Annotated in this window: 21 protein-coding genes; 19 read left to right on the top strand and 2 right to left on the bottom strand. The window is 73.5% G+C overall.

What is annotated here, in order from left to right; genetic code table 11:
* Positions 1-98: 98 nt before the first annotated feature.
* On the top strand, positions 99-3,374 hold the full coding sequence (locus ACWCYY_RS08285) for a S41 family peptidase (RefSeq protein WP_449795496.1): 3,276 nt from the start codon (positions 99-101) through the stop codon (positions 3,372-3,374).
* Between the two features lie 9 nt (positions 3,375-3,383).
* Here ACWCYY_RS08285 and ACWCYY_RS08280 read toward each other — a convergent pair whose 3' ends face one another.
* Complete coding sequence (locus ACWCYY_RS08280; protein ID WP_449795495.1) at positions 3,384-3,611, bottom strand: hypothetical protein; 228 nt, start codon at positions 3,609-3,611, stop codon at positions 3,384-3,386.
* On the opposite strand from ACWCYY_RS08280, the gene ACWCYY_RS08275 reads away from it, so the two are divergent.
* The 11 genes from ACWCYY_RS08275 to era all read left to right on the top strand — a co-directional run bounded on the left by ACWCYY_RS08275 (position 3,601) and on the right by era (position 11,713).
* Entirely contained in the window at positions 3,601-3,984 is a 384-nt protein-coding gene (locus ACWCYY_RS08275) for a hypothetical protein (RefSeq protein WP_449795494.1), read from the top strand. The genes ACWCYY_RS08280 and ACWCYY_RS08275 overlap by 11 nt on opposite strands.
* 116 nt (positions 3,985-4,100) lie before the next feature.
* Positions 4,101-4,454 carry a histidine triad nucleotide-binding protein gene (locus ACWCYY_RS08270; RefSeq protein ID WP_449795493.1) on the top strand — a complete coding sequence of 118 codons (354 nt, stop codon included), beginning with the start codon at positions 4,101-4,103 and terminating at the stop codon, positions 4,452-4,454.
* Between the two features lie 4 nt (positions 4,455-4,458).
* Complete coding sequence (locus ACWCYY_RS08265) at positions 4,459-5,376, top strand: ribonuclease Z (RefSeq protein WP_345282471.1); 918 nt, start codon at positions 4,459-4,461, stop codon at positions 5,374-5,376.
* Positions 5,377-5,564: 188 nt separating this feature from the next.
* Entirely contained in the window at positions 5,565-6,674 is a 1,110-nt protein-coding gene (locus ACWCYY_RS08260; protein ID WP_345282473.1) for a PhoH family protein, read from the top strand.
* A 14-nt stretch (positions 6,675-6,688) separates the two neighbouring features.
* Positions 6,689-7,183, top strand: a complete 495-nt coding sequence (gene ybeY, locus ACWCYY_RS08255) for an rRNA maturation RNase YbeY (RefSeq protein ID WP_449795492.1) — start codon at positions 6,689-6,691, stop codon at positions 7,181-7,183.
* A 13-nt stretch (positions 7,184-7,196) separates the two neighbouring features.
* Positions 7,197-8,528 carry a hemolysin family protein gene (locus ACWCYY_RS08250; RefSeq protein ID WP_345282477.1) on the top strand — a complete coding sequence of 444 codons (1,332 nt, stop codon included), beginning with the start codon at positions 7,197-7,199 and terminating at the stop codon, positions 8,526-8,528.
* A 47-nt stretch (positions 8,529-8,575) separates the two neighbouring features.
* Positions 8,576-9,088, top strand: coding sequence for a DUF4383 domain-containing protein (locus tag ACWCYY_RS08245; protein WP_345282500.1), 513 nt, complete (start codon positions 8,576-8,578; stop codon positions 9,086-9,088).
* A gap of 97 nt (positions 9,089-9,185) precedes the next feature.
* Complete coding sequence (locus tag ACWCYY_RS08240) at positions 9,186-10,175, top strand: aldo/keto reductase (RefSeq protein ID WP_345282479.1); 990 nt, start codon at positions 9,186-9,188, stop codon at positions 10,173-10,175.
* A gap of 35 nt (positions 10,176-10,210) precedes the next feature.
* Complete coding sequence (locus ACWCYY_RS08235) at positions 10,211-10,564, top strand: cytidine deaminase (protein WP_345282481.1); 354 nt, start codon at positions 10,211-10,213, stop codon at positions 10,562-10,564.
* 30 nt (positions 10,565-10,594) lie between these two features.
* Entirely contained in the window at positions 10,595-10,747 is a 153-nt protein-coding gene (locus tag ACWCYY_RS08230; protein ID WP_380149979.1) for a hypothetical protein, read from the top strand.
* A 36-nt stretch (positions 10,748-10,783) separates the two neighbouring features.
* Positions 10,784-11,713, top strand: a complete 930-nt coding sequence (gene era / locus ACWCYY_RS08225) for a GTPase Era (RefSeq protein WP_345282483.1) — start codon at positions 10,784-10,786, stop codon at positions 11,711-11,713.
* Positions 11,714-12,034: 321 nt separating this feature from the next.
* On the opposite strand, the gene ACWCYY_RS08220 is transcribed toward era, so the two are convergent.
* The gene (locus tag ACWCYY_RS08220; RefSeq protein WP_449795491.1) at positions 12,035-13,036 is read right to left on the bottom strand and encodes a LacI family DNA-binding transcriptional regulator; all 1,002 of its coding nucleotides are present in this window, start codon (positions 13,034-13,036) and stop codon (positions 12,035-12,037) included.
* A gap of 133 nt (positions 13,037-13,169) precedes the next feature.
* Here ACWCYY_RS08220 and ACWCYY_RS08215 point away from each other — a divergent pair, with 133 nt between their 5' ends.
* From ACWCYY_RS08215 to ACWCYY_RS08185, 7 genes are all read left to right on the top strand, one after another.
* Positions 13,170-14,402 carry an MFS transporter gene (locus ACWCYY_RS08215; RefSeq protein ID WP_449795490.1) on the top strand — a complete coding sequence of 411 codons (1,233 nt, stop codon included), beginning with the start codon at positions 13,170-13,172 and terminating at the stop codon, positions 14,400-14,402.
* Positions 14,403-14,440: 38 nt separating this feature from the next.
* Positions 14,441-15,154 (top strand): alpha/beta fold hydrolase, encoded by a 714-nt coding sequence (locus tag ACWCYY_RS08210; protein ID WP_345282486.1) that lies wholly within the window; start codon positions 14,441-14,443, stop codon positions 15,152-15,154.
* Position 15,155: 1 nt separating this feature from the next.
* Positions 15,156-17,687 carry a beta-glucosidase gene (locus tag ACWCYY_RS08205; RefSeq protein WP_449795489.1) on the top strand — a complete coding sequence of 844 codons (2,532 nt, stop codon included), beginning with the start codon at positions 15,156-15,158 and terminating at the stop codon, positions 17,685-17,687.
* Positions 17,688-17,850: 163 nt separating this feature from the next.
* The gene (locus ACWCYY_RS08200) at positions 17,851-18,237 is read left to right on the top strand and encodes a hypothetical protein (RefSeq protein ID WP_345282488.1); all 387 of its coding nucleotides are present in this window, start codon (positions 17,851-17,853) and stop codon (positions 18,235-18,237) included.
* A complete protein-coding gene (gene pstC / locus ACWCYY_RS08195) occupies positions 18,234-19,250 on the top strand; it encodes a phosphate ABC transporter permease subunit PstC (RefSeq protein ID WP_449795488.1) in 1,017 nt (338 codons plus the stop codon). Before ACWCYY_RS08200 ends, pstC begins: the two co-directional genes overlap by 4 nt.
* Positions 19,247-22,258, top strand: coding sequence for a phosphate ABC transporter permease PstA (gene pstA / locus ACWCYY_RS08190; RefSeq protein WP_449795487.1), 3,012 nt, complete (start codon positions 19,247-19,249; stop codon positions 22,256-22,258). The genes pstC and pstA overlap by 4 nt, the downstream gene beginning before the upstream one ends.
* Positions 22,255-25,155, top strand: a complete 2,901-nt coding sequence (locus ACWCYY_RS08185; RefSeq protein WP_449795486.1) for a hypothetical protein — start codon at positions 22,255-22,257, stop codon at positions 25,153-25,155. Before pstA ends, ACWCYY_RS08185 begins: the two co-directional genes overlap by 4 nt.
* Positions 25,156-25,178 lie beyond the last annotated feature (23 nt).

Raw genomic sequence — 25,178 nt, 5'->3', positions numbered from 1 at the left:
ATCCCGGGCCGCCGGACCCCGACCGTCGGCGGCGCCTCCGGCGCCCCAAGGTTCGCTGACAAAGAAACGCATGGCCCCCGGCCGACCCCCTGCATAGGGTGGCCGCCGTGACGACCTCTGCCGGCGCCTATCTGCGCCACCCTCACCTGCACGGCGACCTGCTGACCTTCGTCGCCGAGGACGACATCTGGCTGGCCCCGATCGACGGCGGCCGGGCCTGGCGCCTGACGGCGGACCAGGTCCCGGTGAGCCACCCCCGGTTCTCGCCGGACGGACGGCACGTCGCGTGGACCTCCACCCGGGACGGTGCGTCCGAGATCCACGTGGCGCCCGCCGACGGCGGCCCGTCCCGGCGCCTGACCCACTGGGGCGCGCCCCGCACCCGGCTGCGCGGCTGGACCGCCGACGGCCGCCCGGTCGCGGTCAGCCCGGCCGGGCAGGAGACGATGCGCCGCAGCTGGGCGTTCGCGATCCCGCTGGACGGCGGCGAGCCGGAGCGGCTGCCGTTCGGGCCGATCGGCGGGCTGGCCGAGGAGCCGGGCGGCCCGCGGACGCTGCTGCTGGCCCCGCTGACCACCGAGCCCGCCTACTGGAAGCGCTACCGGGGCGGCACGGCCGGGAAGCTCTGGATCGGCGAGCGCGGTGGCGAGTTCACCCGCCTGCACGCCGAGCTGGACGGCAAGGCCAACATCGACTCCCCGCTCTGGGTCGGCGGCCGGATCGCCTTCCTCGCCGACCACGAGGGCACCGGTCAGCTGTACTCCAGCCTCCCGGACGGCTCCGACCTGCGCCGCCACACCGCCGACCAGGGCGGCTTCTACGCCCGCAACGCCACCACCGACGGCACCCGGGTGATCTGGCACAGCGCCGGCGAGCTGTGGCTCCTGGACGACCTGGACGGTGCCGGGCCGCGCCGCCTGGAGGTCACCCCGGCCGGCCCGCGCTCCGGCCGCCGACCCCACCCGGTCGCCGCGGCAGGGCAGTTGGAGACCGTCGCGCCCGACCGCACCGGCCGCGCCAGCGCCGTGGTGGTCCGCGGTTCGGTGCACTGGCTGACCCACCAGGAGGGTCCGGCCCGGGTGCTGGACGAGACCCCGGGGGTGCGCAACCGGCTGGCCCGGGTGGTGCCCGGGGCCGAGGGCGAGGACGGCGCGAAGGGCCCGCAGGGCGCGGTGTGGATCACCGACGCCCAGGGCGACGACGCCCTGGTGCACGCCCCCGAGGTGCTGGGCGCCGAGCGCCGGGTGCTGGCCGCCGGGCAGCTCGGCCGGGTGCACTCGATGGTGGTCTCCCCGGACGGCGCCAGCCTGGCGCTGGCCGTGCACGACGGCCGGGTGCTCCAGCTCCTGTTGGCCGACGGCACCGTGCACGAGCTGGCCCGCAGCGGCCAGGGCGAGGTCACCGGCCTGGCCTTCTCACCGGACTCGCGCCACCTGGCCTGGTCCCAGCCGACCCTCGGCGCCGAGTCGCTGCGGCAGATCGTGCTGGCCGACCTGACGGACCGTTCGGTGGCCGAGGTCACCCCGCAGCGCTTCGTCGACTACGCCCCGGCCTTCACCGCCGACGGCAAGCACCTGGCGTTCCTCTCGGTCCGCAACTTCGACCCGGTCTACGACGCGCACGTCTTCGACCTCTCCTTCCCGACCGGTGCCCGCCCGTACCTGGTCACCCTGGCCGCCGACACCCCCTCGCCCTTCGGCCCGCAGCGGGCCGGGCGCTCGCTCACCGGCGAGGACGAGGAGCCGGCCGCCAAGAAGGAGGAGGAGAAGAAGGACGGCGAGGAGGCGAAGGAGAAGGACAAGGAGAAGGCCCCGGAGACCAGGGTCGACCTGGAGGGGATCGCCGACCGGATCATCGCCTTCCCGGTCGAGGGCGGCCAGTTCGGAGGCCTGCGCGCGGTCAAGGACGGTGTGCTCTGGACCAGGTACCCGCTGCTCGGCATGCTCGGCGACAACGCCGCCTCGCTGGACGACGACGAGGCCCGCCCGGTGCTGGAGCGCTTCGACTTCAAGAAGCGCCGGGCCGAGGAGCTGGTCTCCGAGCTGGACGGCTTCGCGCTCAGCGGCGACGCCGGCCGGGTGGTGGTGCTCGACCAGGGCACCGTCCGGGTGGTCCCGGCGGACCACAAGGCCGGCGAGGACGACGACCTGACGGTGGACCTGGACCGGTTGCGGATCACCGTGGACCCGGCGGCCGAGTGGCGGCAGATGTTCGACGAGAACGGCCGCCTGATGCGGGACAACTTCTGGCGCGCCGACCTGGGCGGGGTGGACTGGGCCGGGGTGCTGGACCGCTACCGTCCCTTGGTCGACCGCCTCGGCAGCCACGACGACCTGGTGGACCTGCTCTGGGAGACCGTCGGCGAGCTGGGCACCTCGCACGCCTACGTGATGCCGCCCGGCCGGGGCACCGAGCCGGCGCGCCGTCAGGGCCTGCTCGGCGCCGACCTGGTGAAGGACGGCGAGGTCTGGCGGGTGGCCCGGGTGCTGCCCGGCGAGTCCTCCGACCCGCGCGCCCGCTCCCCGCTGGCCGCCCCCGGCGCGGCGGTCCGGCCCGGGGACGCGCTGCTCGCGGTGAACGGCCGCCCGGTCGACCCGGTCACCGGCCCGGCCCCGCTGCTGGCGGGCACCGCCGGCCAGCCGGTCGAGCTCACGGTCGCGGGCCCGGACGGCACCGAGCGGCACCCGGTGGTGGTGCCGCTGGCCGACGAGGAGGCGCTGCGCTACCACGACTGGGTGGCCGGCCGGCGGGCCGCCGTCCGCGCGCTCTCCGACGGGCGGCTCGGCTACCTGCACGTCCCGGACATGCAGGTGGGCGGTTGGGCCCAGATCCACCGCGACCTGCGGGTCGAGATGTCCAAGGAGGGCGTGATCGTCGACCTGCGGGAGAACCGCGGCGGCCACACCTCCCAGCTGATCATCGAGAAGCTCACCCGCAAGGTGGTCGGCTGGGACTACGCCCGCGACCTGGCCACCCCCGCCCCGTACCCGCAGGACGCCCCGCGCGGCCCGGTGGTGGCGCTGGCCGACCAGTTCTCGGGCTCGGACGGCGACATCGTCAACGCGGCGATCCAGGCGCTCGGCATCGGCCCGGTGGTCGGCACCCGTACCTGGGGCGGCGTGATCGGCATCGACGGCCGCTACAGCCTGGTCGACGGCACCGGCGTCACCCAGCCCAAGTACTCGTTCTGGCTGGAGGGTTACGGCTGGGGCGTGGAGAACCACGGCGTGGACCCGGACGTCGAGGTGCCGATCGCCCCGCACCAGTGGGCCAACGGCGAGGACCCGCAGCTGGCCGAGGGCGTCCGCATCGCGCTGGCCGCACTCGCCGAGCGCCCGGCCGCCACCGCCCCGGAGCTGCCCGAACTGCCCTAGGGCCTGGCTCTAGCGGCGGCGGGCCCGGCGGACCAGGAACAGCACCAGGCCGCCGATCAGCAGCACCGGGAGCAGGAGCAGCAGGAGCAGCAGCCCGCCGAGGCCGCCGAGGAAGGAGGACTTCTTCTTCTTGGCCGGAGCGGGCTGCTTGCTGACCACCAGCGGAGTCGGGGACGCGGAGGAGGAGGCGGGGGCGGGTTGCCGGGTCGCACCGAGACCGGTGGTGGTGCCGCTCACGCCGCTGCTCGGGGTGCTGTCCGAACTGCTGCTCCCCGACGTGGGCTTGGACACCCCGCCGGTGGTGCCGCCGGTGCCGCTCACGCCGCTGCTCGAGGTGCTGTCCGAACCGCCGGTCCCCGAGGTGGGCTTGGACACCCCGCCGCTGGTGCCGCCGGTGGACGACGAACCGCCGGTGGACGAACCGCCCGTGGACGAACCGCCCGTGGACGAACCGCCCGAGCTCGTCGTCCGGCTCTTCGACCCCCCGCTGCTGCTGCTCTTGTTGCCGCTGCTGCCCCCGGTCTTCGCCTCGGCGGGCACCGCGGCCCCGGCCAGCAGTGTCCCGACCAGGGCGGCGGTGCTCAACAGGGCGGGCAGGCGGCGCATGTGACGCTCCGTGGGGGAGGGGCGGTGGACGGCCGGGAAACGTACCACGGCGCCCCACCCCGGAGGCAGGCCCTGGGCTAGGCTGCGACCGTATCCGGAACGATCAGCGAGGAGACCGTGATGGCCGGCGAGCCGCAGTCCGACTGCCTGTTCTGCAAGATCGTGGCGGGGGAGATCCCGGCCACCGTGGTCCGCAAGACCGAGCGCACGCTCGCCTTCCGGGACATCAGCCCGCAGGCCCCCACGCACGTCCTGGTGATTCCGCACGCGCACTACCCGAACGCGGCCGAACTCGCCGCCGCCGAGCCGGAGATCGCCGGCGAGCTGCTGGCGGAGGCCGGCGAGGTGGCCAAGGACGAGGGCCTGGACTCCTACCGCCTGATCTTCAACACCGGTGCGGGCGCGGGCCAGACGGTCTTCCACGCCCACGTGCACGTGCTCGGCGGCCGCAAGCTCCACGAGGGCCTGGTCTGATCCCGTGTCCCAGCGCGAACTCGTCGTCCTCGGCACCGCCAGCCAGGTGCCCACCCGGCACCGCAACCACAACGGCTACCTGCTCCGCTGGGACGGCGAGGGCCTGCTGTTCGACCCCGGCGAGGGGACGCAGCGTCAGATGCTGCACGCCGGGGTCTCCGCCACCCAGCTCACCAGGCTCTGCGTCACGCACTTCCACGGCGACCACTCGCTGGGCTTGGCCGGGGTGATCCAGCGGATCAACCTCGACAAGGTCCCGCACCCGGTGGACGCCTACTACCCGGCCAGCGGCCAGGTCTTCTTCGACCGGCTCCGGCACGCCACCGCCTTCCACGAGACCGCCGAGCTGCGCCCCCGGCCGATCGAGGAGCCCGGGCCGCTGACCGCCCCGGGCGCCGCCTTCGAGCTGAGCGCCGTCCGGCTCTCGCACCCGGTCGACTCCTTCGGCTACCGGCTCGCCGAGCCGGACTCGACCCGGCTGATCCCGGCCCGGCTGGCGGAACTCGGCATCGCCGGACCGGCGGTCGGCCGCCTCCAGCGCGCCGGCTCGGTCGAGCTGGACGGGCGGACCGTCACCCTGGCCGAGGTCAGCGAACCCCGCCCGGGGCAGCGGTTCGCCTTCGTGATGGACACCCGGCTCTGCGACGGGGTGGGCGAACTCGCCCAGGACGCGGACCTGTTGGTGATCGAGGCGACCTTCCTGGAGTCCGAGGCCCACCTCGCCGAGGAGCACGGCCACCTCACCGCCGCCCAGGCCGCCCGGGTGGCCGCCGAGGCCGGGGTGCGCACCCTGGTGCTGACCCACTTCTCCCAGCGCTACCCGGACCTGAGCGGTCATCTGGCCGAGGCCCGCAAGCACTTCGACGGCGAGCTGGTGGTTGCCCAGGACCTGGCCCGGGTAGCCGTACCGCCGCGACGGTGAGCCGGCGGAGGCATCCGCGGGCACCCGGAGGCGCACGGAAAACCACTCGCATCCGCACGCGTCCTCCCGGACCATCGGAAGCCGCGTCACCGCAGTGACCCGGTGCGCGGCGTACCCTGGTGACCCCGGAGAACCGAGCGGCACCCCTAGACGACGGATGGGATGAGGCAGGCCCGAGCGGCCGACCCATGACTGAGACACCGCAGACCCGTACCAATGGACAGTCGCGTCCCCACGGGGACGCCGCCGCCACCGCCCGGATCACCATCCCCGAGAAGCACCCCATGGTCACCCTGCTCGGGGCGACCGACTCGCTGCTCCGGGTGATCGAGCAGGGCTTCCCGGACGCCGACATCCACGTCCGCGGCAACGAGGTGACCGCGACCGGCGCCCGCGCCGAGGTCGCCCTCGTCCAGCAGCTGTTCAACGAGATGATGCTGGTGCTGCGCACCGGCCAACCGCTGACGGAGGACGCCGTGGAGCGCTCCATCGCCATGCTCAGGAGCGCCGCCGACGACCCGGCCCACCCGGCCCCGTCCGAGGTCTTCACCGCGAACATCCTGTCCAACCGGGGCCGCACCATCCGCCCCAAGACGCTCAACCAGCAGCGCTACGTCGACGCGATCGACAAGCACACCATCGTCTTCGGCCTCGGCCCGGCCGGTACCGGCAAGACCTACCTCGCGATGGCCAAGGCCGTCCAGGCCCTCCAGGCCAAGGAGGTCAACCGGATCATCCTGACCCGGCCGGCCGTCGAGGCGGGGGAGCGGCTGGGCTTCCTGCCCGGCACCCTCTACGAGAAGATCGACCCGTACCTGCGCCCGCTCTACGACGCGCTGCACGACATGATGGACCCGGACTCCATCCCCCGGCTGATGGCCGCGGGCACCATCGAGGTCGCCCCGCTCGCCTACATGCGCGGCCGGACCCTGAACGACGCCTTCATCATCCTGGACGAGGCCCAGAACACCTCGCCCGAGCAGATGAAGATGTTCCTCACCCGCCTGGGCTTCAACTCCCGGGTCGTGGTGACGGGTGACACCAGCCAGATCGACCTCCCCGGCGGCACCCGCTCCGGTCTCAAGGTGGTCCAGGAGATCCTCGTCGACGTGCCGGACATCCACTTCTCGGTGCTCACCAGCACCGACGTGGTCCGGCACAAGCTGGTCGGCCGGATCGTGGACGCCTACGAGCGCTGGGACGCCCAGCAGGAGGCCGCCGAGGCCCCGGCACCCCGAAAGCCCGTCCAGCGGAAGGGCGCCCGTGCCCCCCGCCAGTCCCATCGCACCGAAAGCTGAGTAACCAGCCCGTCATGTCGATCGACATCGCCAACGAGTCCGACTGGGAGGTCGACGAGGAGTCCATCCTCGACGTCGCCCGCTACGCCCTCGACCAGATGCGGATCCACCCGCAGGCGGAGCTCTCCGTCATCCTGGTCGACAGCGCCCAGATGGAGGAGCTGCACATCCAGTGGATGGACCTCCCCGGTCCCACCGACGTGATGTCGTTCCCGATGGACGAGCTGCGCCCCGGCAAGGAGGGCGAGGACCTTCCGCAGGGCCTGCTCGGTGACATCGTGCTCTGCCCCGAGGTCGCCAAGCAGCAGGGCCTGGACGCCCCGACCAAGCACGCGATGGACGACGAGCTGCAGCTGCTCACCGTCCACGGGGTGCTCCACGTGCTCGGCTACGACCACGAGGAGCCGGAGGAGAAGGAGGTCATGTTCGGCCTCCAGAAGCGGATCCTGGACGACTGGCGGGCCGGCCGCGGCCTCTCCGCCATCTCGCCCGCCCCGACCACCCACTGAGGCGCGGCCTCCTGTGAGTGGCAACAGTACGAGCCTCCTCGTCGGGGCTCTCCTCCTCGTCGTGCTCGGCTGGTTGGCGGCCTGCGCCGAGGCCGGCATCTCCCGGGTCTCCCGGTTCCGCGCCGAGGAGGCCGTCCGGGCCGGGCGGCGCGGGGCCGACCGGCTGCTGACGCTGGCCTCCGACCCGATCCGCTACCTCAACCTGGCCACCCTGATCCGGGTGTCCAGCGAGATGGCGGCCGCCGTCCTGGTCACCGTGGTCTGCGTGCGCAGCATCGAGGTGACCTGGCAGGCGGTGCTGCTGGCCTTCGCCGTGATGGTGCTGGTCTCCTTCGTCGCGGTCGGCGTCTCGCCCCGCACCATCGGCCGCCAGCACCCGCTGACCACCTCGACCGCGGCCTCCTTCGTGCTGCTCCCGCTGGCCGGGGTGCTCGGGCCGATCCCCAAGCTGCTGATCCTGCTGGGGAACGCGCTCACCCCGGGCAAGGGGTACAAGGAGGGGCCGTTCGCCTCCGAGGCCGAGCTGCGGGCCCTGGTCGACCTGGCGGAGAAGGACGACCTGATCGAGGACGAGGAGCGCCGGATGGTGCACTCGGTCTTCGAGCTGGGCGACACCATCGTCCGCGAGGTGATGGTGCCGCGCACCGACCTGGTGATGATCGAGCGTCACAAGACGGTCCGTCAGGCCCTCACCCTCGCCCTGCGCTCCGGCTTCTCCCGGATCCCGGTGGTGGGCGAGAACGAGGACGACGTGGTCGGCATCGTCTACCTCAAGGACCTGGTCCGGCGCACCCACATCAACCGGGAGTCGGAGTCCGAGCCGGTCTCCTCGGTGATGCGCCCGGCGGTCTTCATCCCGGACTCCAAGCCGGCCGCGGACCTGCTGCGCGAGATGCAGCAGATGCGCTCGCACGTGGCGATCGTGATCGACGAGTACGGCGGCACCGCCGGGCTGGTGACGATCGAGGACATCCTGGAGGAGATCGTCGGCGAGATCACCGACGAGTACGACCGGGAGGTCCCGCCGGTCGAGGACCTCGGGGACGGCTCGTACCGGATCACCGCCCGCCTGCTGGTGGAGGACTTCGGCGAGCTGTTCGGCCTCCAGCTGGAGGACGAGGACGTGGAGACGGTCGGCGGCCTGCTGGCCAAGCACCTCGGCCGGGTGCCGATCCCGGGCTCCTCGGTCGACCTCCCGGTGCCGGAGGACTCCGGCTCGGACCTGACCGCGATCCGGCTCACCGCGGAGAGCGCGGCGGGCCGGCGCAACCGGATCGGCACCGTGCTGGTCGCCCCGCTGCGGGAGCAGGACGAGCCGGGGGAGGGCACCGACGCCGAGGAGTAGCGTGGACAGCGGGGTCCCCGCCGCACTCCCTCGGGAGGTACGCCGTGTTGAAGCTCAAGGACGACCTGCCGGTCGACCACCGGCTGGCGCAGGTCTACCGCTTCGGGGCCGGGTTGGGCGGGGTCTTCCTGCTGTTCTTCGGCATCCTCGGACTGCTGGACCGCCCGGGCTTCCTGGACACCCAGGGGGACCGGGTGGCCGGCATGAGCAGCAACGGCCTGCTCGGGCTGCTGTCGGTGGTGGTCGGCCTGGTGCTGATCGCCGGCGCCGCGATCGGGGGCAACGTGGCCTCCTGGATCAACATGGTGGTCGGCACGGTCTTCGTCGGGGCCGGCTTCGTCGGGCTGATGATCCTGGACTCGGACGCCAACTTCCTGGCCTTCGGCATGTCCAACGTGATCTTCAGCTTCCTGTTCGGCCTGACGGTCGCCACCTTCGGCATGTACGGCCGGGTCAGCCGGCACCTGCCGCACGACAACCCCTACTGGCGCGAGCGGCACGCCCGCTACGCCGAGGCCCTGCGCGGCCCGACCGGCCCGCCCGCGGTGCCCGGCCACTGAGACGGGCCCGCCGGTTCCGAGAATTCACCTGACGGGTCGTCAGTTCGAGCGGTAGGAAGGGATCTTCACGTACGTCTTCCACGCACGAGGAGATCCGATGACCGCCCGCACCCTGGGTACGCTCAGCACCGCCCCGATCGGCTTCGGGGCGATGGTGCTCTCGCCCGGCATGTACGGGGAGACCGACGACGACCGCGGCGAGCGGGCGGTGCTCGCCGCGCTGGACGCCGGGGTCACCATGTTCGACACCGCGGACGGCTACGGCGCCGACGGCCACAACGAGCGGCTGCTCGGCCGGGCGCTGGCCGGGCGGCGGGACGAGGTGGTGCTGGCCACCAAGTTCGGCTTCCGGATCCCGGAGGGCGCCGAGGCGCACCGCTTCCCGGTCAGCTACGCCTTCGGCGAGCTGGCGGTCAACGCCGAGCCGAAGTACGTCCGGGGCTACGCCGAGCAGTCGCTGCGCAACCTGGCCACCGACGTGATCGACCTCTACTACCCGCACTTCCCGGACCCGCAGGTGCCGCTGGCCGACACCGTCGGCGCGGTGGCCGAGCTGGTGGAGGCCGGGCTGGTGCGCCACCTGGGGCTGTCCAACGTGACCGCCGCCCAGCTGCGCGAGGCGCACGCGGTGCACCCGGTGGCCGCGGTGCAGGTGCAGTGGTCGATGTGGCAGCCGGCCGACCCGGAGCTGCTGGCCGCCGCCCGGGAGCTCGGCGTCGGGCTGGTGGCCTGGAGCCCGCTCGGCGGCGGCTTCCTGACCGGCACCGTGCAGCAGCTGAAGGAGGGCGACTTCCGGAAGAACCTGGAGCGCTTCGACGAGGCCAACCTCAAGGCCAACAACGACCACTACGCGCCGGTGCGGGCGATCGCCGCCGAGCTCGGCCTGAGCGCCGGTCAGCTGGCGCTGGCCTGGCTGCTGCACCAGGACGACCACGTGGTCCCGATCCCGGGCAGCCGCACCCCGGCGCACATCGCCGACAACACCGCGGCGGCCGAGGTCCGGCTCTCGGCGGCCGACCTGGCCCGGGTGGACGCGGCGCTGGCCGCCTTCGCGCCGGCCGGGAAGGGCGACCTGCTGGACGCCTGAGCGGCGGCCGGTGCGGGTCTCCTATGCTCAGCGGCATGACCGATCAGACTGAGCAGACCCAGCTGGACCCCGAGGACAAGAAGATCATCACGCTGGCCCGCTCGGCCCGCGCCCGCAACGGCGTGGCCGAGGGGGCCGCCGTCCGCGACGAGACCGGGCGGACGTACGTGGCGGGCACCGTGGAGCTGCCCTCGCTGCGGCTGACGGCGCTGCAGACCGCCGTGGCGATGGCGGTGGCCAGCGGGGCCAAGGGCCTGGAGGCCGCCGCCGTGGTCACCGCCGCCGACGCCCCCGCCGAGGGCGACCTGGCCGCCGTCCGCGATCTGGGCGGCCCGTCCGCCCCGGTCCTGCTGGCCGGCCCGGACGGGACCTTCCGGCAGGCCTTCTGAGCGTGTCGGCAGATCGATAATCTGACCGGCATGGGTGGATGTGCTTTCCTCGCGGGTGTGTTGCTGACCCTGATGGGGTTGGGGCGGTGGCACGAGACCGGATCGCCGTACTGGCTGATCGGGTCTCTGCTGCTGTTCGTCCTGCTGCTGGTGGGCGCGGCGACGGGGAAGAAGGCCCGCTGACCGAGTCCGGTCGGACGATCAGGGAGAATGGTGCGCATGAGTAGCCCTTCTTCCCCGTACCGCTCCGGGTTCGCGTGCTTCGTCGGCCGCCCCAACGCGGGCAAGTCGACCCTGACCAACGCCCTGGTCGGGACGAAGGTCGCGATCACCTCCGACCGTCCGCAGACCACCCGGCACACCGTGCGCGGCATCGTGCACCGTCCGGACGCCCAGCTGGTGCTGGTCGACACCCCCGGCCTGCACAAGCCTCGCACCCTGCTCGGCGAGCGGCTGAACGACCTGGTCCGCTCGACCTGGGCCGAGGTGGACGTGATCGGCTTCTGCCTGCCCGCCGACCAGAAGCTCGGCCCCGGCGACAAGTTCATCGCCAAGGAACTGGCCGAGATCAAGAAGACCCCCAAGGTCGCGATCGTCACCAAGACCGACCTGGTCGACTCCAAGCGGCTGGCCGAGCAGCTGATCGCCGTCCACCAGCTCGGCGCCGAACTGGGCATCGAGTGGGCCGAGATCATCCCGGTCTCCGCCGTCGGCGACCAGCAGGTCGAGCTGGTCGGCGAGCTGATCACCAAGCTGCTCCCCGAGGGCCAGCCGCTCTACCCGGACGGTGACCTCACCGACGAGCCCGAGCAGATCATGGTCGCCGAGCTGATCCGCGAGGCCGCCCTGGAGGGCGTCCGGGACGAGCTCCCGCACTCGCTGGCCGTGGTGGTCGAGGAGATGATCCCCCGCGAGGACCGTCCGGCGGACCGGCCGCTGCTCGACATCCACGCCAACGTCTACATCGAGCGGCAGTCCCAGAAGGCCATCGTGATCGGCGCGAAGGGCTCCCGCCTCAAGCACGTCGGCACCACCGCCCGCAAGCAGATCGAGGCCCTGCTCGGCACCCCGGTCTACCTCGACCTGCACGTCAAGGTCGCCAAGGACTGGCAGCGAGACCCGAAGCAGCTGCGCAAGCTCGGCTTCTGACGCCCCGTGGCACCACGACGGCCCGTACCCCCGGTGGGGTGCGGGCCGTCGTGGTGCCACGGGCTCCGCGCCGACCCCTCCGGCCTCCGGCCGGGACCCGGGCTGTGATTGCGGGCCCCGGGCTTCGCGGCGTCCTCCGGCCCGCCGTGGGCCGTCTGCTGGTGGGGTGGGGCGCGGCCCGCGCAGCAGTGCACGCGGATCCCGTCCGGCCGGGGTGCGCCGCGCGACCGCAGGATTCCGGCCTCGCCGTGGTCCGCCGCGTGGCGGAAGCCCGGCTTCGCCGGGGCTCCCACCGGCCTGCGGTCGGGCCGGTCGGGCCGGTCAGGCCGATTCGCGGGGGATCAGACGGGCCGTCAGGAGGTTGTCGACGGCGGGGGTGCTGTGGGGGTTCTCGATCAGCAGGTCGATCAGGTCCGCCAGGGTGCGGCCCTCGGGGAGGGTGAGGCGGACGGTGGTGAGGCGGGGGCGCAGCAGGCGGCCGAGGAGGAGGTCGTCGGCACCGATCAGGGCGGTCCGTTCGGGGACGGGGACGCCCAGGTCCTGGAGGGAGCGCAGCAGCAGCATGGCGTACTCGTCGTTGTAGGCGAAGACGCCGTCCAGGCCGAGCTCGCGGCAGCGCAGGGCGGCGGCGGCCCCGGACTCCTCGGTGTAGTCGAGGGGGAGCGGGGTGACCGCGTCCGGCAGTCCGGCGGAGGCGGCGGCGGCCCGGACCCCGGCCAGGCGGGGGCCGCTGAACTGGTCGAGGCCGGCGTCGGTGGGGACGACCACGCCGAGCCGGCGGCGGCCGGAGGCCAGCAGGTGGGCGCCGGCCGCGGCACCCACCTCGCGCTGGTCCATGATCAGCGCGTGCGCCCCGGGGACGGGCGCGGTGCCCAGGGTGAGCACCGCCCTGGTCCCCGAGCGGTGCAGCAGCTCGACCCCGGCGGGGGTCAGCACCGGCTCCAGGCAGAGCACCGCGGCGGGCCTCAACTCGGCCCAGGCGCGGGCGGGTTCGTTCCCTTCGCCGGTCGGCCCGTAGAGCACGCTGGTGTGGCCGCGCTCGCGCAGGGCGCCCTGGAGCTCGCGGTAGAAGCCGCTGAACAGCGGGCCGATCGGGGCGGAGGAGCCGCCGATCAGGACGATGCCGGTGCGGCCGGCCCGCAGGGAGCGTGCGGCGGCGTGCGGCACGTAGCCGAGCTCGGCGGCGGCGGCCCGGACCTTCTGCCGGGTGGCCTCGCCGACCCGGCCGCCGGCGGTGTCGTTGAGCACGAAGGAGACGGTGGCGCGGGAGACGCCCGCGAGGCGGGCGACGTCGGCGCTGGTCGGGGGCGGGGGGCTGCTCATAACGGTTCGAATCTTTTCACGTCCGGGGGCTGGTCGGGGGCGGGGACGCCAGGTTACATGGCTGCTTACACGTGTAAGCGTTACACGTGTAACCTCGTCAACGACTTCCCTCACGAGAGTCATGGAGGGCAACGTGGCCCTTACCCCCACCCCCACTGACGTCCCCGCTCCCACCACCCGCACCGCCCGCGGCCTGCTGCCGCTGCTGTTCGCCGGCAACACCGCGATGTACGCGCTCTACCTCGGTGTCGGCTCCGTGCTGCTGCCGATCCAGGTCGAACGGATCGACCCGGCCGAGAAGGTGGCCAACCTGGGCCTGGTGGCCGGGGTGGCGGCCGTCTTCGCGACCTTCTTCAACCCCTTCGCCGGTGCGCTCTCCGACCGCTCCGGCCGCCGCAACCCGTGGATCCTCGGCGGCGGCCTGGCCACCGTGGCCGCGATGGCGCTGCTCGGCAGCGTGGACACCGTGCTGCTGGTGGCCATCGCCTGGTGCCTCGGCCAGGCGGTGATGAACTTCTACCAGGCCGCGCTCACCTCGGTGGTGCCCGACCGGGTCCCGGCCGCGAGACGCGGCGCCGCCTCGGCGGCGGTCGGCCTCGGGCTGCCGGTCGGCTCCACCGTCGGCGTGGTGACGGCCTCGGCCTTCGCCGACCACTACCGCACCGGCTACCTGGTGCTCGGCCTGCTCGTGGCCGTGGCGGCGCTGGTCTTCACCCTCGGGGCGAAGGAGCAGCGGATGGAGCCCAAGGCGCCCGCTCCGCTGCGGGAGCAGGTGGCGGCCTTCCTCGGGGTGCTGCGCGAGCACGACTTCCGCTGGGCCTTCATCGGCCGCTGGCTGCTGGTGCTCGGCTACTTCGCCGTGGTGGGCTACCAGTTGTATGTCCTGCAGGACCACATCGCGCTGCCGGCCGGGCTGGAGCCGGCCGAGGCGGTGGCGATCCTGACGCCGGTCTCGGCCGTCACCATGGCGCTCTCCACGGTGGCCGGCGGCGTGCTCTCCGACCGGATGGACCGGCGCAAGCTGTTCGTCGGCCTGTCGGCCGCGCTCTCCGGGGTCTCGCTGCTGATCCCGGTGGTCAGCCCGACCTGGGGCGGGATGCTGGTCTTCTCCGCCGTCAACGGCCTGGCCTTCGGCTGCTTCATGGCGGTGGACACCGCACTGGTCACCATGGTGCTGCCGCGGGCCGAGGACGCCGCCCGGGACATGGGCGTGCTGAACATCGCCAACGCCGGACCGCAGATCCTCGCCCCCTTCGTCGCCTCCGCCGTGGTCGGCATCGGCGGCTACACCCCCCTCTTCGTGTTCGGCGCCGTGCTCGCCCTGGCCGGGGCGCTCGCCGTCCGGCCCATCAAGGGCGTCCGCTGAGTACCGACATGTCGACACATCAGAAAGGCAATGGAGCAATGAAGCTGCACACCCATGAATGGGGCACCGGCGACCGGGTCGCCCTGCTGGTGCACGGGATCATGTCGGACCACCGCACCTGGCGGCGGTTCGGCCCGGCGCTGGCCGAGCGCGGCTACCGGGTGATCGCGGTGGACCTGCGCGGCCACGGCCTGAGCCCGCGCGGCGAGGGGGAGACGCCGGCCGAGAGGTACGGGCCGCGGCAGTACGCCGACGACCTGGTGGAGACCCTGCCGGTGGGCGCGGAGCTGGCGGTCGGGCACTCGCTCGGCGGGCTCTCGCTGCGCTGGGCGGTGGAGCGGCTGGCACCGCGGCGGGCGGTCTTCTCGGACCCGGCCTGGCTGTTCGACCAGCCGGGGATCGACCCGGAGCTGTTCGTCGGCTTCGCCGAGACCGCCACCGCCGAGCAGGTGGCGGCGATGAACCCGCGCTGGGAGGCCGAGGACGTCGAGACCGAGCTGGCCACCCTGGCGCTCTGGGACCGGGACACCGCCCGCTCGCTCACCGCGCACGGCGGGTACGCCGGTCTGCCGGAGGCCCCGGTGGTGCCCTCGCTGGTCCAACTGGCCGATCCCAGCTTCCTGGTGAACGAGCAGCAGGCCGAGGAGCTGCGCGGCCGGGGCTTCGAGGTGCGCACCGTGGCCGGGGCCGGCCACACCATCCACCGGGACGACTTCGCGGGCTTCCTGGGCTCGCTGGAGGGGTGGATCTGAGATGACCGACGGCAGCACGACCGACGGCAGCACGACCGACGACAGCACGACCGACGAGGGCAAGGAGCAGCGCGAGATGACCGACACCGCCCGGGAGGCCGCCGTCGAGGCCGCCCTCGCCAAGCTGGACCTCACCGCCAAGGTGGCGCTGCTGGCCGGGGCCGACATGTGGTCGCTGCCGGCCGACGAGGAGATCGGGCTCGGCCGGCTGGTGATGTCGGACGGCCCGGCCGGTGTCCGCGGCGAGCACTGGACCGCCGACGACCCCTCGGTGGCGATCCCCTCGCCGACCGCGCTGGCCGCCAGCTGGGATCCCGAACTGGTGCGCAGGGCCGGGCGGTTGCTGGCCCAGGAGGCCCGCCGCAAGGGCGTCCACGTGGTGCTCGCGCCCACCGTCAACCTGCACCGCAGCCCGCGCGGCGGCCGGCACTTCGAGTGCTGGTCCGAGGACCCGCTGCTGACCGGCGAGCTGGGCGCCGCGCTGGTGGCCGGGGTGCAGGACGGCGGGGTGGCCACCACCCCCAAGCACTGGGTCGGCAACGACTCGGAGACCGACCGCTACACGGTGGACGTCCGGGCGGACGAGCGCACCCTGCGCGAGCTCTACCTGGCCCCCTTCGAGACCATCGTCGCCAAGGCTCACCCCTGGGGCCTGATGGCCGCGTACAACGCCGTCAACGGCACCACCATGACGGAGCACCAGGAGCTCAACCTCCGGGTGCTGCGCGAGGAGTGGGGCTTCGACGGGGTGCTGGTCTCGGACTGGACCGGCGCGCGCGACACCGTCGGCTGCGCGCTCGGCGGGATGGACGTCGCCATGCCGGGCCCGGCCACCGTCTACGGCGAGCACCTGGTGCGGGCGGTCCGCGAGGGCCTGGTGCCGGAGGACACCGTGGACGAACTGGCCCGCCGCGTCCTGCGGTTGGCGGCCCGGGTGGGGCTGCTGGAGGGCGCCCCGCCGGTGGTGGCGGCCGAGGAGCTGCCGGAGGAGCTGGACGGGGACGCGGTGGCCCGCGAGCTGGCCGCCCGCTCCTTCGTCCTGCTGCGCAACGAGGGCGGTGTGCTGCCGCTGGCCCCGCGGACCGGGATCGCGCTGATCGGGGCGGCCGCGGCCGAGGCCCGGATCGGCGGTGGGGGCAGTGCTCAGGTCTTCCCGACCTCGGTGGTCACCCCGCTGGAGGGGCTGCGGGCCGCGCTCGGCGAGCAGGCGGTGGTGTACGAGGTGGGGGCGGACCCGCGGACATTCGTGCCGCCGGTGGCCTTCCCCGGCACGGCCGAACTGCGCGGTGCGGAGGGCGAGGTGCTCGGCACGGCGGCCACCGCCGACGGCACCGTGCGCTGGCTCGGCGCGCTGCCCGGCGGGGTGGGCTTCGACGCGCTGCGCGAGGTGGTGCTGCGCACCACCGTGGTGCCGGAGCGCGCGGGCGAGCACCTGGTGGCGGTGCGCGGGGTCGGCCGGTACCGGCTGGAGTGCGCGGGGCGGGTGCTCTTCGACGACGTGCTGCTGCCGTCCGGCGAGGACCCGGCGGCGGCCTTCCTGAACCCGCCGGAGCGGCGCTTCCCGGTCGAGCTGGCCGGCCCGGCCGAGCTGACCCTGGTGCACACCCTGCCGGAGGCCGGCGGCTTCGCCGGGTTCGGGCTGGTCTCCTTCGCCCTCGGGCACTCCGAACCGGCGGGCACCGCCGACGAGTTGATCGAGCGGGCGGTGGCGGCCGCCCGGGCCGCCGAGGTGGCCGTGGTGGTGGTCGGCACCACCGAGGAGGTGGAGAGCGAGGGCGTGGACCGCGACGGCCTGCGGCTGCCGGGCCGTCAGGACGAGCTGGTGGCCCGGGTGGCGGCGGCCAACCCGCGCACCGTGGTGGTGGTCAACGCCGGCTCGCCGGTGCTGCTGCCCTGGCGCGAGCAGGTCGCCGGGCTGCTGCTGGCCTGGTTCCCCGGCCAGCAGGCCGGGGCCGCGCTGGCCGGGGTGCTGCTCGGCGAGGCCGAGCCGGGCGGGCGGCTGCCGACCACCTGGCCGGCCGAGGAGGCCGACGTGCCGGTCTGGACGGTGGAGCCGGTGGACGGCCGACTGCCGTACGAGGAGGGCCTGTTCATCGGCTACCGGGCCTGGCAGCGCCGGGCCGCGGCCGAGCCGGCGTACTGGTTCGGCGCCGGCCAGGGGTACACCAGCTGGGAGTACCAGGGCGTGGCGGCCCGCCTCAGTGCCGAGCCGGGCGTGCTGGCCGAGGTCACCGTCCGGGTGCGCAACACCGGGGCCCGGGCCGGGCGCGAGGTGGTGCAGGTCTACCTGGCCACCGACGGCGTGGACCGCAGCCGGCCCTCCCGCCAGCTGGCCGGGTTCGCGGTGGTGGAGGCCGCAGCGGGGGAGTCGGCCACCGCCAGGGTGACGCTGGCCGAACGGGCCGTGCAGACCTGGGGCCCGCAGGGGTGGGAGCTGCGCCCCGGGACGTACACGGTGGAGGTCGGCCGGAGCGCGGCGGATCGCGTCCTGACCATGGCCCTGGAGGTCAACGGAACCCCTCCGACCAGCTGACACTTCGTCAGAACGGAATCTTCGGTGTGTGATCCGTGTGGGTTTCGCGCACGGTTCGTTCAGCAGCCCCGTGTCCGGCGTTCATCTGGCCGCATCTGAGCGGTACTTCTGAGCCGAGACGGTCTCTTCCGGCCAAGGCAGCGCGGAAGGGCGGGCACCGGCAATGGGGCATCCCAGATTCCTGATCGTCAACAGACCGTCCCGCCCCGACCTCGGTTCGGGCGGGACGGTGTGGCGGCTGCTCGGCGCCAACAACCGGCACCTGGGCCAGAGTCAGGACACCTTCCGGGACGCGGTGGCCTGCCGGGCCGCGATCGAGGACTTCCAGTCCAGGGTGGACCAGGGGCGGGCCACCATCAGCTCGCTGGACCGCGGCCAACTCTGGCTCTGGCGGCTTGAGTTGGACGGCCGCACGGTGGCCTGCTCGGCCCGCGGCTACCGCCGTCAGCGGGAGTGCCAGTACAACCTGGCGCGCTTCATGGCGGGGGCGCGCAGCGCGGCCGAGGTGGACCGCGGCGGCGCGGGCACGACCGTGGACGGTGCGGCGTGACCACCGTGGCCGCTCCGGTCGAGGACGCCCGCGAGGAGGACGTCCCCCGCCCGATCACCGCCAACCCCGGTCTGCCGGACCGGATCTTCCTGGCCTGGGCCAAGGGCAGCGGCGCCTTCGTGCTGGTCGTGATGCTCGGGGTCGGCGGTTACCTGGCGGTGCGCGCCTCCGAGGCGCTCTCCACCGCCGGCCTCACCTTCCTCACCACCGAGAGCTGGAACCCGGACGGCGGCAAGGGCCAGTTCGGCATCGCGGCCGTGCTGGTCGGCACCCTGCTGGTCGGCGGGATCGCGGTGCTGCTGGCGGTGCCGCTGGCGCTCGGCAGCGCGCTCTACATCAGCGAGTACGCGCCCCGGAAGCTGCGCCGGACCCTGATCGGCATGGTCGACCTGATGGCCGCCGTGCCCAGCGTGGTCTACGGCGTCTGGGGCTACAAGCTGCTCCAGTACCAGCTGGCCGGGGTGGCCCGCTGGCTCTCCACCTGGCTGGACTGGATCCCGCTCTTCAAGGTGAACGGCGTGGACCCGAACGACCCGCTCACCCCGCCGCTGGTCTACACGGCGTCGAGTCTGATGGCCGGCACGGTCGTCGCCTTCATGATCACGCCGATCATGTGCTCCATCATGCGCGAGGTCTTCGACCAGGCCCCGGCCGGCGAGCGCGAGGGCGCGTACGCGCTGGGCTCCACCCGCTGGGGGATGATCCGCTCGGTGGTGCTCCCGTTCGGCCGCGGCGGGATCATCGGCGGCACCATGCTGGGTCTGGGCCGCGCGCTCGGCGAGACCATCACGGTCTACCTGATCCTCTCGATGGCCTTCGAGATCCAGCCGCACGTCCTGCAGACCGGCGGCAGCGCGGTGGCCCCGATGATCGCCCTGCGCTACGGCGACTCCACCCCGTTCTCCATCTCCGCGCTGATGGCGGCCGGCCTCGCGCTCTTCCTGCTGACCCTGGTGGTCAACTTCGCCGCGGCCGCCGTGGTCGCCCGCAGCCGTTCGGGGGCCAGTTCGTGACCACCACCGTTCCGCACGCCGAGTCCGAGGTGCCGCTGCCCGAGGTGCCCGCGTCCGAGCTGCCGCTCGACAAGGGGCCGCGCACCACCGTGGTGGGGCGTCCCGACGCGTCGGCCCCGCCGCAGCGCCCGCGCCGGATCGCGCCGCGCCGGGCCTCGGACCACTACGCGTTCTGGGGCAGCCTGGCGGCCTCGGTGGCGATGACCGCCCTGCTGTTCCAGCGCTTCGCGCCGTTCAGCGGCGGATTCGGCTTCGTGATCTGCGTCTGGCTCGGCTTCCTCGGCCTGTACGCCCTGCTGGTCTCCCGGGACGAGAACGGGCTCGCGGTCCGGGACCGGCTGGCCTCGGTGGTGGTGCACTCCATCGCCGCCCTGCTGCTCGGCGTGCTGGTCTGGGTGGTCGGCTACGTCTTCCTCAAGGGCTGGGACGCGCTCAGCCACACCAACTTCTACACCCAGGACCTGTCCCGGGCCGGGCCCACCGACCCGCTCGACAAGGGCGGCGCGCTGCACGCCATCGTCGGCACGCTGATCCAGATCACCATCTCGCTGGCCATCACCATCCCGGTCGGGATCAGCTGCGCGGTCTTCATGAGCGAGGTGCCCGGCCGGTTCAGCCGGCTGGTGCGCACCCTGGTCGAGGCGATGACCGCGCTGCCCTCGATCCTGGCGGGCCTGTTCATCTACGCCGTGCTGGTGCTCGCGCTGGGCTTCCCGCGCTCGGGCCTGGCGGCCGGGGTGGCCCTCTCGGTGATGATGCTGCCGATCCTGATCCGGGCCACCGACGTGGTGCTGCGCCTGGTGCCGGCCTCCCTCAAGGAGGCCTCCTACGCGCTCGGCGCCGGCCGTTGGCGCACCGTCTGGACGGTGACCCTGCCGAGCGCCCGCTCCGGCCTGGCCACCGCCGTCATCCTCGGCGCGGCCCGCGGCATCGGCGAGACCTCCCCGGTGCTGCTCTGCTCCGGCTACACCAAGAACCTCAACCCGGACCCGACCAGCGACCCGCAGGCCTCGCTGCCGCTGATGGCGTTCACCCTGATCAAGTTCCCGTCCCAGCTCCACATCACCAGGGCCTTCGGCGCCGCCGCGGTGCTGCTCGGCCTGGTGCTGCTGCTCTTCGTGGTGGCCCGCACGCTCGGCGGCCGCGGCCCCGGCGACCTGACCTCCCGTCAGCGCGAGCGCCGGGCCCGGCAGTCCGCCGCCGACCTGGCCCGGATGACCGGCCCCGCCACGTTCCCCGCCGTCCGGAAGGCACCCGTGCTCACCCGCATGCTGACCCGTACCCTCACCCTCCTCACCGCGCTCGCGGTCGTGGCCGGTTCGCTGCTGCTCGGCGCGGCGCCGCGGGCCGAGGCCGCCGACTACCGCCGGATCAGCGGCGCCGGCTCCACCTGGAGCAGCAACGCGGTGGACGCCTGGGTCACCAACGTCCGCCAGTACGGCATGACCATCGACTTCGACGCGCAGGGCTCCAGCTACGGCCGCAACCAGTTCAAGAACCAGGCCACCGACTTCGCGGTCACCGAGATCCCGTACGGCCTCACCGACGGCGGGCAGTTCGACGCGCCGCCGCCGTTCCCGATGGCCTACCTGCCGATCGTGGCCGGTGGCACCTCGTTCATGTACAACCTGAAGATCAACGGCAAGCGGGTCGACAACCTGCGGCTCTCCGGGGACACCCTCACCAAGCTCTTCACCGGCGTGATCACCAAGTGGAACGACCCGCTGGTGGCGGCCGACAACCCCGGCCTGGCGCTCCCCAATGTGGCCGTCCGCCCGGTGGTCCGCTCCGACGGCTCCGGCACCACGGCGCAGCTCACCACCTGGATGAGCAAGCGTCACCAGGGCACCTGGGACGCGTACTGCGCCAAGACCAGCCGGCACGCGCCCTGCGGGGTCACCTCGTTCTACCCGCTGCTGCCCGGCTCCACCTGGCAGTCGCTCGGCACCTCGATCGCGGTGGCCAACGCGGTGGCCACCGACTCCAACAACGGCGCGATCACCTACGTCGAGTACTCCTACGCGCTCAACGCCCGCTTCCCGGTGGTGAAGGTGCTCAACGACGCGGGCTACTACGTGGAGCCGACCGCCCGCAACGTCTCGGTCGCGCTCGGGCACGCCGGGATCAACCAGGACCTCACCCAGCGGCTCGACGACGTGTACAGCTCGCCGGAGAAGAACGCCTACCCGCTCTCCAGCTACAGCTACATGGCCGTGCACACCAGCGCCACCCAGAGCTTCCCGGACGAGAAGGGCAAGACGCTCAGCGCCTTCGGCTACTACTTCCTCTGCGAGGGCCAGCGGCAGGCCGACAAGCTCGGCTACTCGCCGCTCACCCAGCAGCTGGTGAAGTCCGGGTTCGAGCAGCTGGCCAAGGTGCCGGGCTCCGAGGGCAGGGCCTTCGACGCCAACGCCTGCACCAACCCGACCTTCGGGCCCAACGGGACCAACCCGTTCGCGGCCGGGGCGCCGATGCCCCAGGAGTGCGACAAGAAGGGCGCCCAGATGTGCGGCACCGCCACCGGCGGCGCCGGTGCCTCGGGCGGCTCCAACTCCTCCGGCGGAAGCGGTGGTTCGGGCAGCACGGCGGGCGGTGGCACGGCCGGCTCCGGCGGTGCCCGGGGGACGGCCGCCGGTGCTGCGGGCAGCACCGGGGGAGCGGGCGGCACCGGTGGCGCGGCGGCGGGCGGGAGCAGCGGCGGCGCGGCCGGTGGAGCCGCGGGGGGTGCCTCCGGTGGCGCCAACGGCGGTGCGGCGGGCGGCGGTTCGGGTGATCCCGCGCTCGGCGGCGGGGACCCGGCGCTCGGGGGCGGGGGTGGTGGCGGCGCGGCCGGTGGCGGCGACGGCGGCCAGCAGGTGTCCGCGACCCAGGTCGAGATCGCCGCTTCCGCCAGCAGCGGCCTGCGGCACTCGCTGATGCTGGTGGCCGGTCTGCTGCTCGGTGCGGTCATCGTGCTGCCGCCGCTGGTGGCCGGCCGGGCCGCCCGTCGCCGGGGGGAGGGCCGATGAGGCTCCGTCGGACGCACGGGCGCCCGCCGCAGGACGACCTCGCCGCAGCGGGGCGGCCGGGCCGGGACGAGGCCGGGAGCGGGGCCGGTGGCACGGCCCGGGGCGCGCGTCCGCTCCGGCGGGTGGTCCGCACGGCCGGGGCGTTCGCCCTGGTGCTGGCCGTCGCCGGTGGTGTCGCGCTGTCGGCCGGGCCCGGCTCGGCGCCGGTGCGGGTGGCGGCCGGCGGTTCGGCCACCCCCGAGATCCCGGTGGACCCGATCACCGGGGCCCCGGTCCCGATCGACGGGCAGCGCCCGTCCGGCGAGCCCACCATCGCGGCCGACACCCCGCCCACCGGCAGGGCCGCCACCCCGGCGGCCGGCTCCGGCGCGGGCTCCACCGCCGCTGAGCCGGCCCTGTCGGCGGCGGCCCCCGGCGCGGCCCGGCTGGCCGAGGCCGGCGCCGGGTCGGAGAGCGACCAGCGGCCGGTCACGGTGACCGGCTCCGGCGAGTTCGCCGGCCTGGAGGTGACGGTCCACCAGACCGCGCACCTGGTGAACGAGTCGGTCCAGGTGACCTGGACCGGCGGCAGGCCGACCTGGCCGAGCCCGATGATCCTGGCCCGTCACTACCTCCAGTTCATGCAGTGCTGGGGCGACGAGGACAGCGGCCCGAGCCGCGAGCAGTGCCAGTACGGTGCCACCAAGGGGGACCCGCGGATCTCCGCCGGTGACTTCGTGAGCACCCGTCAGCTCAACGCGGGCGCACTCGAGGACAAGGCCGACCCGCTCTACCAGGAGCACCCGACCAAGAACATCTACGTGCCGTTCCGCCCCTCCAACGGCGGCCCGGCCGAGAGCGGCGGCGCGAGCCAGTACTACGACGCGCAGACCACCAACGAGGTGCCGTTCGGGCCGACCAGGGCCGATGGCTCCGGCCAGATCGACTTCGAGATGCAGACCGGCATGGAGGCACCGGGCCTGGGCTGCGGCCAGACCCCGGCCGGCGCCCCGGCCGATGCGACCCCGCGCCGCTGCTGGCTGGTGATCGTGCCGCGCGGCGAGATCGAGGTGAACAAGGAGGTGCCGACCGGCTCCTCCGGCAAGCTCCAGACCAGCCCGCTCTCCTTCACCAACTGGGAGAAGCGGCTGGTGGTGCCGCTGAGCTTCGAGCGGGTCGGCCTGTCCTGCCCGATCGGAAGCTCCGAACGGCCCACCAACGGAACCGAGATGGCCGCCGAGGCGATGTGGCGCTGGCAGCCGGTGCTCTGCCGCCAGGCGGGCGGGATCTTCAGCTACACCCAGATCGCCGACCACCTGGCCCGCAACCAGCTCAACCAGGACGACCCCGGCCTGTCCTACCTCGGCATCCCGCAGGCCCGCGAGGAGGACCGGCCCGGCCGGACGCCGTACTACGCGCCGGTCGCCCTCTCCGGGCTGACCTTCGCCTTCGACATCGAGAGCCAGTCCGGCGTCCGCACGCCGGAGGACAAGAAGAAGAAGGACGGCCAGCGCATCCACGACCTCAAGCTGACGCCCCGGCTCATCGCCAAGCTGATGACCCAGAGCTACCAGCAGTCGGTCAACCCCTTCGACCCGGACGTGCCGGCCGAGAACCCGGTCGACCTGCTGACCGACCCCGAATTCCTGGCGCTCAACCCGTACTTCAAGGACCTGTACTTCCCGACCCGGGTCGCCGACCTGCTGCTGCCCAACGGCGACAGCGACGCCGCCCAGCTGGTCTGGATGTGGCTGCTGAAGGACCCGGAGGCGGCCGCCTTCCTGCGCGGCGAGAAGCACGCGGTCTGGAAGGACACCATCAACAAGGCCTGGATCAAGGTCGGCACCACCTACCCGCGCTCCAACTACCCCAAGCAGGACGTCTACTGCCTGGAGTTCCCGGACGACCCGGACGGCCGCCCGGCCTGGTGCAACCTGGACTCGCACGCCTACGCCCCCAGCATGCGCGAGGGCGCCCGGGGCATCGCCCGCGGGGACGGCCTGGGCAAGTCGGTCTGGGACGCCACCGTGATCCCCGGCCAGCTCAAGAAGGGCTCGCCGCAGCCGCAGGGCCTGCGCGCCCTGATGGCCCTGACCACCACCGCCCAGGCGGCCCGGTTCGGTCTGAGCACCGCTCAGATCCGCAACGCCAAGGGCGAGTTCGTCACCCCGACGGACGCCTCCATGCTGGCCATGGCCAACGGCACGATGCCCGAGTCGGCGACCACCATCTCGGTGATCCCGCCGTGGGCCGAGGTGGCCGGCGGCTACCCGCTGACCCTGACCACCTTCGCCGCCACCGTGCCCTCGCAGATCACCCCCGAGGCGGGCAAGTCCTACGCCGACCTGCTGCGCTACGCGGCCGGCCCCGGCCAGGAGCCGGGTGTCGCCGCCGGCCAGTTGCCCGTTGGCTACGTCCCGTTGCCCGAGCGGATGCGCAGCCAGGCCAGACTGGTCGCCGACGCGATCGAGCTCGCGGCGGGGAGGGCGGAGCCGAGCCCCAAGCCGAGCACCTCCGCCTCGCCCACGGCCTCCGGGTCCGCCTCGGCGACCGCCCGGCCCTCCGCCTCGGCGAGTGGGAGCACGGTCGTCCAACTCCCCACCGCCCCGGTCGGGGTGACGCCCGCCTCCGGTGCCGGGACCGGCTCCGGCAGCGGTGCCGGTACGGGCGGCGGCTCCGGCGGCTCGGGCGGCGCCCCGGTGGACACGGCTCCGCTGAGTCCGCCGCCGCCGAGCCCCGAGCCCTCCCGCAGCCCGGTCCTGCTCTCCGCCACCCCGTCCGCCGCCCCGGTCGGCAAGACCGCCGGGACCAAGGTCGGCTCCGCCCGCTACGTCCTGCTCGGCACCCTGATCGCCGGAGTGCTCGCAGCCGTCGGCGGCGTGGCCGTGCCGCACCTGCTGCGCAGGCGGCGGCACTGACCCGGGCGCGGGCCCACAGACCA

Source organism: Kitasatospora sp. NPDC001664, assembly GCF_053596675.1.
The sequence above is the reverse complement of the archived record's forward strand: the minus strand, read 5'-3'. Positions and strand labels throughout refer to the sequence as shown.

Coding starts and splice junctions, on each gene's coding strand:
- ACWCYY_RS08235 (WP_345282481.1), top strand. CDS start 10,211: ATGACCGATCAGACTGAGCAGACCCAGCTGGACCCCGAGGACAAGAAG.
- ACWCYY_RS08260 (WP_345282473.1), top strand. CDS start 5,565: ATGACTGAGACACCGCAGACCCGTACCAATGGACAGTCGCGTCCCCAC.
- ACWCYY_RS08220 (WP_449795491.1), bottom strand. CDS start 13,036: ATGAGCAGCCCCCCGCCCCCGACCAGCGCCGACGTCGCCCGCCTCGCG.
- ACWCYY_RS08200 (WP_345282488.1), top strand. CDS start 17,851: ATGGGGCATCCCAGATTCCTGATCGTCAACAGACCGTCCCGCCCCGAC.
- era (WP_345282483.1), top strand. CDS start 10,784: ATGAGTAGCCCTTCTTCCCCGTACCGCTCCGGGTTCGCGTGCTTCGTC.
- ACWCYY_RS08210 (WP_345282486.1), top strand. CDS start 14,441: ATGAAGCTGCACACCCATGAATGGGGCACCGGCGACCGGGTCGCCCTG.
- ybeY (WP_449795492.1), top strand. CDS start 6,689: ATGTCGATCGACATCGCCAACGAGTCCGACTGGGAGGTCGACGAGGAG.
- ACWCYY_RS08205 (WP_449795489.1), top strand. CDS start 15,156: ATGACCGACGGCAGCACGACCGACGGCAGCACGACCGACGACAGCACG.
- ACWCYY_RS08230 (WP_380149979.1), top strand. CDS start 10,595: ATGGGTGGATGTGCTTTCCTCGCGGGTGTGTTGCTGACCCTGATGGGG.
- ACWCYY_RS08270 (WP_449795493.1), top strand. CDS start 4,101: ATGGCCGGCGAGCCGCAGTCCGACTGCCTGTTCTGCAAGATCGTGGCG.
- ACWCYY_RS08240 (WP_345282479.1), top strand. CDS start 9,186: ATGACCGCCCGCACCCTGGGTACGCTCAGCACCGCCCCGATCGGCTTC.
- ACWCYY_RS08185 (WP_449795486.1), top strand. CDS start 22,255: ATGAGGCTCCGTCGGACGCACGGGCGCCCGCCGCAGGACGACCTCGCC.